The organism is Streptomyces sp. NPDC047000, assembly GCF_040644295.1.
Classification (GTDB): Bacteria; Actinomycetota; Actinomycetes; order Streptomycetales; family Streptomycetaceae; genus Streptomyces.
Genome location: NZ_JBEYWE010000036.1, coordinates 1 through 13,530, shown reverse-complemented (window position 1 = coordinate 13,530; position 13,530 = coordinate 1). Strand labels below are relative to the sequence as shown.

Genomic DNA, 13,530 nt, shown 5'->3' with positions numbered 1-13,530 from the left:
GTCTGAGTGAGTTCCCGTGTCAGGCTTGAAGTGCGTAGATGTGCTGGTCGGGTAGGGGCTGGAGCCGTTCGTGCTCTTTCCGTGCGTGGAAGATCCAGTAGCCGGGGAAGTCGTCGTTGCTGATGACGGTGCGGAGGGTGAGGACGGCTTCGGCGCCGGGGACGGTCCACCTGCTGCCGGTGATGTCGAGTCTGTCGGCGACCAGATGGCGGGCTGCTCCTTCGACGGCGCCGCTGGCGATCGGCCAGCCCGCTGCCAGGGCCTGGTCGTAGTGGACGAAGTCGGCGTTGTTCTCGAGGTATCGGCACGCTTTGTCAGCGGCGGCGCGCTGGTCGTCGCTGAGGTGGTGGCGGTCGGCTTCGGTGCGGATGTCACGGGCGGCGCCGGGGGCGTCGCCGGCCAGGATCTGGGCGGCCCTGATGCCGACCCAGTCCTCGGTGGCGGGATCGGTGGCGGTGTGGAAACAGCGGGCGGCTGCCCACAACTTCTCGATCACGTGAACGATGTCGAGGACGATGTGGACCGTGACACCGCGCCGGGCGGCCTCGGCCTGGATCAGCTCCCGCTGGTGGGTGGCGCCGTCAATCAGTACGACCCAGGTCCGGTGGTGTCCGGGGTCGCGGGCCTCGGCCTGGTCGAACGCGGCGGCGATGACTGTTTCGGCGTCCTCTCGGACGGAGGCGGTGAGCCATTTCGCCCGCGCGATGGGGCCTTTGCGGACGGTGCGGACTCCGGTGCGGCCGCCGGGCGGGGCGATGATGTCGTGCGGACGGCGGATGGCGGGTTCGGCGTCGTGGACGACGGCGAGGGTGGCCATCCTCTTGCGGCAGGACTTCTCCCCGGCCGACAGCCGGGTGCGGAAGGTGTGCCGGGCCCTGGCGGCGGCTTTCGCGGTGGCCTCGCGCAGGTGGCCCGGGCGCATCACGATTCCCTTCTGATCGACACTGATCACCAGCAGCGTCCCGGCCGGGGCCGGGTGGGGAGTGCGGGCCGTATAGAACGCGGCGACGTCCACGGCCGCGGCCCGCACCAGATCCTCCACCTGGCGTTTGCCCACCACCCGGCCCCCGCAGCTGCGGTCGATCGCTTCCAGCGCGGTGTCGTAGGAACCGCGGGCCGCTTCGAGGACCGCGAGCCGGCGCAGTCCCAGACTGTGCCGCCCGTGGGGCAGGCCCAGCATGGCGTCGGCGGGGTAGAGGTTGGTCATGCCCGCGCCGCGCAGGGCGCATCGGGTCACGGTCACCGGCCCCAGCACGGTGGCCAGTTGCCGGCGGTGGCCCTTCTCCAGCCTGCTCCGGCCGCCGGCGAGCGCGGCCCGCTCATGCGGACCGAGGGCGGACAGGTGGTCCTCCTCGTGGCGGGCCCGCCACTCGAGATGGGCCTGCAGGAGCAGTCGCCCCAGTTCCCGGGAGCCCGCTTCGACGTCGGCCTCAGTCTGTTCATGCGTCGCGGTGAGTGCTTCGGGGCTGGAGAGGCGGGTGGCCAGAGAAGTGAGGGAAGAAAACACGCGGGCAAAGGGGTCAGCCGCCGCGGCCGTTTCATACGCTGCGTTCATCGGGCTCTCGTCTTCGGACAGTGGCGATCTGGTTGGCACCATCGACGCTAGGGACGAGAGCCCGGCCCCACACCGGCGCGACGCGGCCCATCGGCCGCGGCTTCACGCTCCGGCGCACCCGCGCCCGCCCGCCGCGCACCGCCCCACGCGAACAGGCCCGGCTCGTCCTCGGCCAGCCAGCCCCGCTCCACCAGCCGTTTCAGCTTCGAACGGAACCCCTCCACCTTGTTCTTGTCCGTCGGCAACCCCAGCGCGGCGCACAGATGATGCGCCCGCATCGGATGCACCGCGTCCTGCAACACCTCCACGACGTCCCGGTACGAGCGCGGCAGCACATCCGCCTCGACCCCCGGCTCCCACTGCGGCACCAGCCGCACCCCGACCGGCGATCCCGCCCCGCTCTCCTCCACCGGCAGCGGGACCTCCTCCGTGGCCTCGTCCACGGACACCGTCACCGCCCCCTCGCCGGACAGGATCTCCGTCATCGTCTCCCGGGTGATCTCCAGCCGGGACAGCACAGCCTCCCGCTCGGCAACACGACCAGCCAACTCCTCCATCCGCGAGCGAAGTTCACTGATCTCGGCCCGGGCAGCCGCCTCCCGCCGTTCGATCTCCTCCAGCCACGACACCATCGCCGCCTCCAAGACCACGTCTCAGGACACGACGATCCGCCCTCCGCGCACACACGGCAACGGCGCACGGCATCACCAGCTCACTGAGAAAGAGCCGCACCCATCTTCCACCACTTCCAAGCCCGCACCCCGCGCCGGCCGTGGGAGACGGCACGCCCGTGGCGACGGACACCGCGGAGGCAGGTATTCCGGCGACCGTCCTGGACGCCTACAAGCAGGCCCAGGCGTCGCTGCACAAGTCCAGGCCCACCTGCAACCTGCCCTGGCAGCTCCTGGCCGCCATCGGCAAGGTCGAGTCGGGCCATGCCCGCGGCGGCCGTGTCGACACGAACGGCACCGCCCTCTCGCCGATCCTCGGCCCGGTCCTCGACGGCGACGGCTTCGCCCGCATCAAGGACACCGACCACGGCGCATTCGACGGCGACAGCAGATACGACCGCGCGGTGGGCCCTATGCAGTTCATTCCCTCCACCTGGGCATCCCGGGTTCGACGTAATTCGGCGAGCTGGAGTGGTGAATTCGGGGTCTGACCTGCGTGGACATGGGAGGGACCGCCTGGTGGGCGTTTCTCTAGGCGGTGGTGTTCTCGCTGGTCAGCGGGGTGCGGCCTGAAGGTCGATGACCTGCTTCGGGGCGGGGATCGTGAGCTTGGCGAGCAGGTCTCGTTGAGGCTTGGTCAGGGCGGTGACCTGCTGGAAGCTTCCGGTCGGGCCGGTGAAGGTGCCGAGGTGGATGCGTTGGAGTTCGCGGCGGATGTCCGGCCAGGTGCTGCCGGTGGTGGTCTCGGCGATGCGGATCAGCAGGAGTGCGAGCCAGCACAGGACGACGTGGGCGCGGATGCGTTCTTCGAGCCGGTGGTAGACCGGCCGCAGGTCGATGATCTGCTTCATGTCGCGCCAGCCGCGCTCGACTTCCAGGAGTTGCTTGTAACCGAGTGCGATGTCCTCGGCGCTCAGGTGGGGGTCCGAACAGCGCAGGAGGTAATTGCCGTCGAGGTTCTCCTCGTTCTTGGCCTTCGTGGTGTCGATGCGGAGCTTGCCGGCGGGAGTGGTGCGCAGGTAGCGGTTCAGGCCGGGCTTGTCGGCGATCTTCCCCCGTAGCTCGCCGCGTTTGAAGTCGCTGAGCTTGTCGGTGTCCTCGATCAGCTCCTGGAGCCGGGCAACGAGTTGGGCCCGTGTGTGCTGGTCACGTGCTGCGGCTTCGGGGTTGTGGCAGATGACGAACCGTTCCGTGTCGCTGATCCGTACTTCCTTGACGCGCATGTTCTCGGCGATGTCCTGGTAGCGGCCCTGCCGGGACAGGGCGGCCTTGACCTCCGGTGATCCGGAACGGAGCTTCTCGCCGATGATGTAGGCGTGATCGCCCTGGCGCAGATAACGGCGGTTGCGTTCGGAGGAGAAGCCGCGGTCGGCCACCCAGACGATCTTCGAGAGGGTCCAGTCCCGCATCTCGTCCTTGACCTGCCGGATGAGGGTCTGGTCGGAGGCGTTGCCGGGCCAGCACCAGCAGCGGACCGGGATGCCGTCGCGGGTGACGGCCATGCCGATGACGATCTGGGGGAGGTCGTCGCGGGAGTCCTTGGACTTGCCGTAGGTGCGGAACCCGGTCGTGTTCGTCTCGCCGTCGCCTGGTGCGTCGTCCAGCGGGCGGCCTGCGTCGTCGCGGGCGACGGGATCGTCGGGCTCCTCGAGTTCGAAGTAGGTGCTGGTGGTGTCGAAGAACAGCAGGTCCACTTCGAGGTTGAGCAGGTTGGCGACCTCGTCGAAGACCTGCTTCTCCAGGTCGCCGGTCACCTCGTGGAGCCAGTCCATCGCCCGGTAGCAGGGTTGTTCGCCGGTCTCGGTGAGTTGGTCGATGTGTGCGTCGTTGGTGATCCACTCGGCGGCGGCCAGCTTGGACGACGGCGCCAGTGCCCGGTTGGCGACCAGGGCGAACAGCACCCGTTCGGTGGCGGTCATGTCCCGGCGGCGGCCGCGTTTGGGCTGCCCGACCCGGCCCACGATCTGGTCGATCTTCAGGCGGTGCCACAGGTGGTCGAGCACGTAGGTGCCGCCGAACGGTACCGAGGAGGTGAACTCCAGGTCCGAGGCGGCGGTCGCGGTCAGCGCGTCGCCCGGCTCCAGCAGCTTCGATAGAGACGCGACCAGGCGCTTGACCGCGTCGCGGTCGAGCTGGTCCTCGCGGCCGAAGGTGAACAGCACCTTCGGCACCGCCCGCCCCTTCGCCGGATCCCACTCGTTGTGGGCCAGGTGCAGGTACCGGACCGTGCCGGACTTGTTCTCCCGCTTCGTCGTCTTCACGTACACGACTCCAGACCCTATGAGTTATGCCCAGGCCAGCGCAGGCGAATCCAGAAAATCGCGTCTCTAGGCACTTTCCGTGCCGCGAAGCGGTATCCGCCCTGCGACCTGCATCTTCAGCCCCGGAGAACCTCTAGAACCCCCTAATTACGTCGAACCCGGGACTGCAGACACGAACACGCCCCCTCCTCAGGACCGCGAACACCAGGAGCTGCGCATGGTGCTCCTCCTTCTCGCCCTGCTGGTGGGGCTGCTGATCACCGCCGCGGCCGTTTACGTGGCCCGCGTGCACCCGGCCCTCGCCCAGCCGCTGGGTGTGGGAGCCGCCGTCATGAGCGCGCTCGCCGCCGTCACCAGTGTCGTCGCACGCATCATCCGCAGAAGGTGACCTGCTCCTGCCCGCTGTGCTGCCTCCGGCCTCCGCGCAGCCGGGGACCTGGCTGCGTCCGGGCCTGTCCGAGCAGGCAGGGAGCACGGCAGACCGGATGCGGTGCCGCGTCACGCTCCGCGGCCTCTGCAAGCAGCGCCCGTTCCCCAGAGCGGGGCGGGTGGGGCGCGCCGATGGGCTCGTGCAGTCGCGTCCAGGCGCGGGCCATGCCCGGCACACTACGGCGTGGCACCGACACCGCAGGCCGTGTGCAGGGCGGCGAACCCAGGGGGCCGGATGTCCGGGTGCCCGGTGGCAATCGTTGCGGTGCGCCCCGCTCGCTCTGGTCGAACCGACCGCGCGAGCACGGAAATTCGTGCTGTCGGCGGGTGGGTCTAGGGTTCCGGCATGAGTTCGGTGCGCGCGCGGGTGTGGCGTTTCACGGTCGAGCGGGGAAGGGCCGGTGCTGAGGCCGTCGAGGCCGTCGAGATGAGGCAGGACTTGCTGCCGGTGTCCCTGGCCGCAGTGGTCAACGTCAACGCTCTCGCCTGCGATCTGCGCAGGACGGTCGATCAGCGGGTACGCGACCACGAGATCAGCCTCCTGCTCAGCTACATAGCCGGCAGGCCGGGCGACGGCCCCCTCGAGGTCGACTGCCCCGCGCTCGACTCCAGTTCTCTCCACATCCGGCGCTTCGTCAGCGAGTGCACCGGGCTCGGCGTGATGAGCGCCGCCAGCGAGGGTCTCTTCGACTGGAGGGCAGGGAAGGACCGTGTCAGCAGCTTCGACGTCCTGCCCGGAAAGCTTGTCGGGACCTACGCGAAGAAGGGGGTGCGGCCGGACCTGCTGTATGACCTGGCCGCCGGTCCGCTCGCCGGGGAGGCGCGGGGCCGCCGCCGCGACCACCAGCCGATGTTCCCGCCCGGCAAGGGCACCGCCGCACAGAAGGCACGCCTGCTACAGCTCGCGCAGTGGTCCGACCACCACGACGATCACGCCTACTTCATGAGCTGGGTCTGGCTCGGCGCGGGCGGCGTCTACGTCGACGTCTTCCTGCCCGACAACTCCCCGGCCATGGCCATGCTCAAGCCCAAGTGGAGCCAGCGGTCGGGCAGCGCACGGGTCTGGCGGTTCGATGTCCCCCGGCCTGATTCCCGCCGACGGGCGCGCCCGGAGGAGGACCTGGAGCAGGGCATGCTCCTGGCGGCCCAGGCCGGTCCCGCACCCGACCCCGGCGGCGACAGTACGGCCGGCGGAGCCGGAGCCGGTGAGGGAACGGTGGTCAGCCGGGCCGCGCCGGTGGTCGAGGAGGCCATGGACCGGTCCTTCGGCCGGGAGGGGAACGTTCTCGGCGCTCTCTCCGGTGCGGAGGTCCGCGGCCGGTGGATCCGCGGCGACGCCGTCGGCCAGGCACGCCACGAAGTCCTGCTCGGCGTCCTGGACAAGCGTGTGGAAGTGGACCACAGGGCCCGGCGCCTGCAGACCTCGCAGAGGGCCGACCGGCTCGACATGTACCTCGAAGGCCGCCTGCTCACCGTCGTGCACCCGGTCGACAGCCCGCGGCCGAGCTGGGAACGCATCCGATCAGAACTGGTGGACCAGCCCGGCGCGCAGGCCACCTGAGCCGGCCGGGGCCGGGCGAGCCCGTGCTCCGCCTGCGAGGGCCCGGGGGCCGGCGCGTTCACCCATCGCTCTTCCCCTCGCCTGCCACGCCGAGCACCTCACCGGCACCCCTGTACCCGTGCCCTGACCGCCCCGGGAGATCCCCGTGCCGCCCAGCTTGCTTGCCGTCTTCGCCCACCCGGACGACGAGTCCCTCCTCGCCGGGGGCGTCCTCGCGCAGCATCACGCCGCCGGGGCCCGCACGGCGGTCGTCACCGCCACCTGGGCTCCCGGCAGCCGAAGAGTTCCCGAACTCGCGGACGCCCTGGCCGTCCTGGGCGCGGGCACCCCGCGTCTGCTCGGCTACAACGACGCCCGCAATCCCGAGGCCGCCCCCGGCCGGCCCCGGCTCGTCGACGCTCCCCTCGACGAAGCGGTCGGCCGCCTCGTCGCCCACATTCGGGACTTCCGCCCCGACATCGTCGTCGGACACGACGCCCTCGGCCAGCTGACCGGCCATCCCGACCACGTACGCACCCACCAGATCACCCTGCTCGCCGTCGAAGCCGCCGGCCTCGCTCACCTGCATCCCGACGCGGGTCCGCCCTGGCAGCCGGCCGCGCTGTACGCCGCCGCGCACTCCGAGTCCGGCGTCGGCCTGCTCCGCCCCCTGCTCGAAGGCGTGGGCAAGCGTGTCCTCATGGTGCCGGACCCGTACATGACCACCAGCGTCGACGTCTCCCCCTGGGCCGACGCGAAGTGGCGCGCGATCCTCGCGCACCGCGGCGAGGTCGCACGCAAGCGGTCCCTGCCCGGCATCCTCGCCCGCCTGCCCCAAGCCGACCGCAACCAGATCATCCAGACCGAGCACTTCACCGGTCTTGCCCCCGGCCCCCGTGAAGAGCGACCCAGCCCAGCTCACCATCTGACACCCCGACCCCGTGCCGACCGCACCTTGACCGCCCCCGAGCAAGGCACTCACGGTCGGGGAAAGATCCCCCGACGCAGATGCCGCCCACCGCGCCTCCTCCCGGACGTCAGGCGGCGCGGAACTCGTAGGCGTGGCCGCCGCGCCACTCCACCACTGCGGGTCGTCCAGGACGGCCTCGGGGTCGGTGATGCCCGCGCCTTCGAGGAACACGAGCAGGTCGTGGTCGCTGAAGGCGGTGCCGAGGATCTCGTCCCGGCCGCTGCTGCGCACCGTGACTCTCCTGCCGGCCGGAACGGAGGCCTGGTGCACGACGACCGGCGCGCTGGTCACGCCTCCCAGCCTGCCCCGGGTCGGGGGGGGGCGAGTCGGCCCGGGGTATCAGGGAGTGTCACCGGTCCAGTCGAAGCGGGCCGGGTCGCCGGGGCGCGGATCGTACAGCGCCCGCCCGCCGGGGCCGAACTGCCCCAGCTCGGTGGCCAGCGCGACGCCAATGCCGGCCTCGTCCCGCCTCCAGCCGGTGATGTCGAGCAGCAGGCTGTCCAGCGGTCCGCCCACCAGTCCGGCGCAGCGCCGGCCGGGACGCGGACCGGGGTGGTCGTGGTCGGTGCCGTAGACCCGGCCGTTCAGCACCTCCCACACAGCGGGGAAGCTCAGTTCTTGAGGTACGTCTCGTCATCCCAGTCAGGTGTCTGGGGACGGGATCGAAGACAGCGGTAGCGGCATCAACCGGGACAGCGAGCACGTCGACGTCGTCCCAGTCGACTTCGGCGCCCGCTGCTTCCGTGTCATCCCGTCCGGCCGCGGTCCGTGGCGGTCAGGGCGTACGGATCGTCGCGACCGGGCGCCGGGCGCCGGGCGCAGTCCGCGGACGCGCAACCGGACCTGATCCGCCAAGCGCCGTGCTACCGGCACCGTCGGTGTACGAGATCTCGCGCCACTGGCGCATCGGCTTCGTCCGCGCGAGTGAGAAGTGTGGGCCGCTTCAAAGGGGCACTCGGCGGCGGCTGGGCCCTTCTCAAGCGGATACGGGGTGGGCGTTGCCGACGAGGGGAACGCGGGCACTTCGCCGAGATGTGTGTTGGCTTGCCGCGCACTTCACCATTCCAACTGCGGCGAGTAACAGAGTAGTTACATGGCGTGCGCGGAGCCTGGTGAAGGTAAAGACTGACCGTAGGCAGCCGTACGGGCTGCACAAGCGTCAGGGAGCACAGCACGCGTGAGTGAGCTTGTCGGTTTACCAAGGCTGTTCGACGACTTCAGGCGGGTCCCCTACCGGCGGCCCGCTCGCAAGACCACTGCTTCACGCGGACTGCCCGTGCTGATCCTCATAGGACCGCCTGGCAGCGGAAAGACCCACCTCTTGAAGGAGGACCTCGCCCGCATCGCCCGGCACCGGCCCAACGCGTACTACGCAGTCACCGAAGCGAGTGACGTCCGGCCACGGGAGATTGCAAGCCGCCTCGCCGCCGGGCTCTTCGGCGAAGTAAAAGGCTTGCGGCGGCTGCGTTTTCACCGGCTGCTCGTGGGCCTTGTCGCCCTGCAGGCCGGTCCTCTGTCCATGGACCCTGCGCTTGCCGAGCAGGAGCTCCGCGCTGCCCTGCTCGGTCCTCGCAATCCGAATCGGGTGCGGTTCCTCTGGAGTGAAGGTTGTGGGTCAGGCGGTCGGTCTGAATGTGGCCTGGTCAGCGGTGGGGTAGAGCCGTTCGTGCTCGCGGGCGGTGTGGTGGGCGAAGTAGGTGTCGAGGTGTCCGTTGCTGGTGACGGCGCGGAGTTTGAGGACGGCTTCGGCGCCGGCGAGGCCCCAGCGGGCGCCGGTGATGTCGAGGCGGTCGGCGATGAGATGCCGGCAGGCGCCCTCGATCGCGCCGGTGGCGATGGGCCAGCCCTTGGCCAGGGCGGTGTCGTAGTGGAGCTGGTCGAGGTGGTTGGTGAGGTAGCGGTGGCAGGCGATGACTGCTTCGCGTCGTGAGGCGGGGAGGTTCTCCCGGTGGGTCTGGGCGAGGAGTTCGTCGGCGACGCGGGCGGTGTGACCGGCGAGGATCGCGGTGAGCCGGTCCGCGGTGAAGGCTTCGGCCTCGCTGCTGCCGGCTTTGTGGAAGACATGGGCGGCGTCCCACAGATATTCCGCGACATGAACGAAGTCGATCAGGACGTGGATCGTCACGCCTCGGCGGGCGGCTTCGGCCTGGACGGCGTCGAGCTGGTGGCGGGCGCCGTCGACCAGGACGATCCAGTCCCGCAGGTGGTGCGGGTCGCGGGCCTGGGCCTGGTCGAACGCTTCGGAGATGACCTCCTCGGGGGTTTTGACCAGGGAGGCGGTCAGCCACTTGTTCTCCGCCTTCGGTCGTGGGCGGCGGGGGCGATGGCTGCTGCGGCCCTCGGGCGGCCCGATCACGTCGTGCGGGCGGCGTGGGGCCGGGCGGGTGTCGAATACGCAGGCCACGGTGGCCACACCGGTAGGCCGCCCGCGCCCGTCCCGCTCACGACCTGTTGCTTTCGTGAGCCAGTTCGTCGGAGACGACGGAGCCAGGCGCGGGGCGAGGGCGGGTCGCAGCCGATGTGGCCGTGGCGCGGGCGCGCTGGGCGAGCCACACAAGTGCGGCGATGGCGGCGCCGACGAGGTAGGTGCCGGCTGCGAGGGGTTCGCCCAGGAGCGCGGCGGAGGCGATGAGGGTGAGGATCGGTTGCAGCTGCTGGATCTGGCCGACGCGAGCGATGCCGCCGCGGGCCAGGCCGCCGTACCAGGCGAAGAAACCCAGCAGTTGGGAGACGACGGCGATGTAGCCCATCGCGGCGATCACCGGGGGCTTCAGGTCGTAGGTGCCGGTCAGGGAGGCGACCGACGTGGCGGGGAGCGAGAGCGGCAGCAGCAGGACGAGCGTCCAGGAGATGCTGCGGGCGCCGCCGATGTTCTTGGCCTCCCTGGCTCCGACCGCGTACCCGAAGCCGGAGCACACGGTGGCTCCCAGCATGGCGAGGTCGCCCCAGCCGAACCCGGTGGCCGCCGCACCGGGCCTGGACGCCAGCAGATATGTCGTGAGTACGGCGATCCCGGCCAGGGATGCCGCCCAGAAGCCAGCCGGTAGCCGTTCTCCTCCGATCAGTTGGGCGGACATCGCGGTGACGGCCGGCAGCAGTCCGAGGATGACGGCTGCTCGTCCCGAGTCGATCGACTGCAGTGCGAGAGAGGACAGCAACGGGAACCCCACGACGACACCGAGGCCGGACACCGCCAAGCGCGCGGCGGCAGCCCCGCGCGGGACCGGCGCCCGCACCGCCAGCAGGTAGGCACCGGCCAGGACGCCGGCGATCGCCGCCCGCCACACCGTGATCCCGACCGGATCGACACCCACAACAGCGATCTTGTTCGCGGGCAGTGACAGGCTGAACACCAGCACCCCCAGCCCGCCCAGCACCCACGCCGTCACTGCCGCGCGCGGCGATCCGTTACTCGAAATCGCCGTATCTACAGTTGCGTTACTCTCATCTCTCATGAATGACGATAGCAGTCGATCATTGCTACTCTCCGCACTGCGTGAGCTCGCCGCACGCGAGCCAGCAGGGACACGCCTGCCGACGGTGCGTACGCTGCAACGCGAGTACCGGGTGTCGCCGGCCACGGTGCAGGCCGTAACCCGGGAGATGGCCGCCGCGGGACTCGTGGAAGTCCGCCCGGCCGCAGGCACGTTCGTCGCCGCCCACCCCGTCCCGCCACCGCGGGACACCGCCTGGCAGCAGGCCGTGCTCGGCGGGCGCACCCCCGACGCAGCCGTGCGCGCGCTGGATCTGGTGACCGAACCTCCCGCGGGCACGATCCGGCTGTCCGGCGGCTACCTGGACGAGGAGACCATCCCCACCCGGGCGCTGGGCGCCTCACTCGCCCGCGCAGGACGCCGCCCGGGTGTGTGGGGACGCTCACCCGTGGACGGCGAGGAGGCATTGCGCCGGTGGTTCGCCCGCGCGATCGGCGGCGTCGCCCACGACGAGGTCGTCGTCACCGCCGGCGGGCAGAGCGCCCTGTCCATCGCCATCCGCGCCCTGACCCGCCCCGGCCAGCCCGTCCTCATGGAAAGCCCCGGCTATCTCGGCGCGATCTCCATCGCCCGCACCTACGGCCTCGAGACCGTGCCCGTCCCCACCGACGCTCACGGAATGCGCACCGACCTCCTCGACGACGCCCTCACCCGCACTGGAGCCCGCCTCGTCGTCGTCCAGCCCCTCTTCGCCAACCCCACCGGAACCACCCTGCCCCCCGAACGCCGCGCCCAGCTCCTCGACACCGCGACACGGCACTCCGCGTTCGTCCTCGAGGACGACTACGCCCGGGACCTGGTCATCGACACCCCCGTGCCCCCGACGCTCATGTCCGCCGACCGCACCGGGCACGTCGTGCACGTACGTTCCCTCACCAAGGCCGTCGCCCCCGGCCTGCGCGTCGCCGCACTCGCAGCCCGAGGACCGGCCCTCGCCCGGCTGCGCGCGGCCAAAGCCCTCGACGACCTCTACGTCTCCGGCCCCCTCCAGGCCGCCGCGCTCGACTTCCTCACCTCGAGCGCGTTCCCTCGCCACCAGCGCGCAGTGTCCCGACAGCTCGCCCACCGCCGCGACGCCCTCCTGCGGGCCCTCACCACCCACCTGCCCGGAGCGGACGTCACGTGCGTGCCCCGCGGCGGCATGCACGTGTGGGTCAGGCTGCCGGACGGCACCGACCCCGACGTCCTCGCCGCACGCGCACTGGCCGCCGGGGTCCTCATCTCCGCAGGCACCCCCTGGTTCCCCGCCGAACCCGACGGCGCCTGCCTCCGCCTGACCTACGGGCAGGTCTCCGCCGACCAGATCGGCGAAGGCATCCGTCGTCTCTCGCACGCGATGTGACACACAGGCAAGTACCCGCACAGCGTCCGGCTGCGTCGTCGAAGCCGCCCACCCGGGCATCTCCACCCTCGCAGTCACCGGCCAGGACGGCCTGCACGCCGCGCGGCAACTCACGCGGGCCCCAGAACCGGCCGGGACCGGCGCCGTCTACAAATGCCGAACCCACTGCTCGGCTGGCCGACTGCGCACCGCGCGACGCTCCCAGCGGCGCAGACGGCCGCTTCCAAGGCGGCACCCCGATGCGGAGATCAGGAACAGGCGCCTTCGGGCGTATCCCCCAGTGGGAAGGCCGCATACTCCGGGAAAGCGTCCACCCGTACCGAGCCGCCGCGCGGGACGAACTGGCCGACGCCGCCCGCGCCGCTAACTGGCCGCAGGTCCTCTCCGTGGTCAGCCGCGCTGCAAGAGAGCCCTGCAGCGAGAACCGCGGCTGGATCAACGCGGTACGCCTCGACGGGCATCGCGGGTACGCCCCGCTCCACCAGGCCGCGAGGCACGGCGCCCCTGTCGACGCCGTCAAAGCCCTCCTCGGCTGCGGAGCATGGCGCACCCTCCGCAACAGCGACGGGAAGCGGCCACTCGACATCCCCCAAGAGCGCGGCCACCACCTCACCCGCATCCTGCAGCCCGAGATCAAGCACCAGGTCCCGGACGCAGTCCTCGCCGGTCTGCAGCGCAACCTGCACACCCTGATCACCCGGTACGACTCCGACGCGCCGTCCTACCTGCGCCTTCCCGAGGTCGAGGTACTCACCGAACTGGACCCGCCCGCCTACCGGATCCGCATCTGCGGCGGCATCTTCATCATCGAGCTGCGCGGCTTCGAACTGAACGCCCAGGCCGTCGGCAAGATGGACTACTCGACCCCGCCGCCCTACCGCATCACGGTCGGCCGCATCCACAAGCCGGAGTAGGCGAAGTCCTAACTTCCCGGCCTTGGGGGAAGGCCCGATCTCTACCTCCTTGTACGGGACCCGGATCGGTCATGCGTGATGCGCTGTGGTGGTCCGGCCGGATCCGGTCGGGTAGTGCTTGCGCAGATCGGAGGTTGTCATGCGGTCGAGCACCCGGTCGGGAAGGAAGCGGGAGGCGCGGATGAGGAAGGTGGCCATCGCGCCGATGGTGTAGCGCGTGCGCGGTTTCCGGTCGGTTGCCGCTTTGGCGATCGTCCGAGCCGCGGTGTCGGAGGTCACGCCGGCCTTGGTGAAGGCGGCGACGTGGGAGGGCAGCGCCTGCGTCAAGGCGCCGTAGCGGGCGTTCTGGTCGGG

At 70.7% G+C, this 13,530-nt stretch carries 9 protein-coding genes and 4 pseudogenes; 6 read left to right on the top strand and 7 right to left on the bottom strand.

Going from position 1 to position 13,530, the window contains the following annotated elements; translation table 11 throughout:
• Nucleotides 1-19: 19 nt before the first annotated feature.
• Both ABZ862_RS34515 and ABZ862_RS34510 read right to left on the bottom strand, forming a co-directional pair.
• Nucleotides 20-1,507 carry an ISKra4 family transposase gene (locus tag ABZ862_RS34515; protein ID WP_360967196.1) on the bottom strand — a complete coding sequence of 496 codons (1,488 nt, stop codon included), beginning with the start codon at nt 1,505-1,507 and terminating at the stop codon, nt 20-22.
• A 95-nt stretch (nt 1,508-1,602) separates the two neighbouring features.
• Nucleotides 1,603-2,187, bottom strand: a complete 585-nt coding sequence (locus ABZ862_RS34510) for a hypothetical protein (protein WP_360967193.1) — start codon at nt 2,185-2,187, stop codon at nt 1,603-1,605.
• 98 nt (nt 2,188-2,285) lie between these two features.
• Between ABZ862_RS34510 and ABZ862_RS34505 the strand changes: the two are divergent.
• Nucleotides 2,286-2,666 (top strand): annotated as a pseudogene (locus ABZ862_RS34505) (lytic transglycosylase); the annotation flags it as partial.
• Nucleotides 2,667-2,780: 114 nt separating this feature from the next.
• On the opposite strand, the gene ABZ862_RS34500 reads toward ABZ862_RS34505, so the two are convergent.
• The gene (locus tag ABZ862_RS34500; RefSeq protein ID WP_360967190.1) at nt 2,781-4,487 is read right to left on the bottom strand and encodes an IS1634 family transposase; all 1,707 of its coding nucleotides are present in this window, start codon (nt 4,485-4,487) and stop codon (nt 2,781-2,783) included.
• Nucleotides 4,488-4,704: 217 nt separating this feature from the next.
• On the opposite strand from ABZ862_RS34500, the gene ABZ862_RS34495 reads away from it, so the two are divergent.
• From ABZ862_RS34495 to ABZ862_RS34485, 3 genes and pseudogenes are all read left to right on the top strand, one after another.
• Nucleotides 4,705-4,875, top strand: coding sequence for a hypothetical protein (locus ABZ862_RS34495; protein ID WP_360967187.1), 171 nt, complete (start codon nt 4,705-4,707; stop codon nt 4,873-4,875).
• Between the two features lie 387 nt (nt 4,876-5,262).
• Nucleotides 5,263-6,477: a hypothetical protein gene (locus ABZ862_RS34490; RefSeq protein ID WP_360967184.1), complete on the top strand. Its 1,215-nt coding sequence runs from the start codon at nt 5,263-5,265 to the stop codon at nt 6,475-6,477.
• Between the two features lie 139 nt (nt 6,478-6,616).
• Nucleotides 6,617-7,351, top strand: a pseudogene (locus tag ABZ862_RS34485) (PIG-L family deacetylase); the annotation flags it as partial.
• Between the two features lie 414 nt (nt 7,352-7,765).
• Here ABZ862_RS34485 and ABZ862_RS34480 read toward each other — a convergent pair.
• From ABZ862_RS34480 to ABZ862_RS34470, 3 genes and pseudogenes are all read right to left on the bottom strand, one after another.
• Nucleotides 7,766-8,026 carry a hypothetical protein gene (locus tag ABZ862_RS34480; RefSeq protein WP_360967181.1) on the bottom strand — a complete coding sequence of 87 codons (261 nt, stop codon included), beginning with the start codon at nt 8,024-8,026 and terminating at the stop codon, nt 7,766-7,768.
• Nucleotides 8,027-9,041: 1,015 nt separating this feature from the next.
• Nucleotides 9,042-9,839, bottom strand: a pseudogene (locus ABZ862_RS34475) (ISKra4 family transposase); the annotation flags it as partial.
• A gap of 28 nt (nt 9,840-9,867) precedes the next feature.
• Nucleotides 9,868-10,815, bottom strand: coding sequence for a DMT family transporter (locus ABZ862_RS34470; protein ID WP_360967178.1), 948 nt, complete (start codon nt 10,813-10,815; stop codon nt 9,868-9,870).
• 64 nt (nt 10,816-10,879) lie between these two features.
• Here ABZ862_RS34470 and ABZ862_RS34465 point away from each other — a divergent pair, with 64 nt between their 5' ends.
• Nucleotides 10,880-12,262, top strand: a complete 1,383-nt coding sequence (locus ABZ862_RS34465) for a PLP-dependent aminotransferase family protein (protein ID WP_360967175.1) — start codon at nt 10,880-10,882, stop codon at nt 12,260-12,262.
• Nucleotides 12,263-12,501: 239 nt separating this feature from the next.
• Nucleotides 12,502-13,176 carry an ankyrin repeat domain-containing protein gene (locus ABZ862_RS34460; RefSeq protein WP_360967172.1) on the top strand — a complete coding sequence of 225 codons (675 nt, stop codon included), beginning with the start codon at nt 12,502-12,504 and terminating at the stop codon, nt 13,174-13,176.
• 69 nt (nt 13,177-13,245) lie between these two features.
• Here ABZ862_RS34460 and ABZ862_RS34455 read toward each other — a convergent pair.
• Nucleotides 13,246-13,530: pseudogene (locus tag ABZ862_RS34455) on the bottom strand (dehydrogenase); the annotation flags it as partial.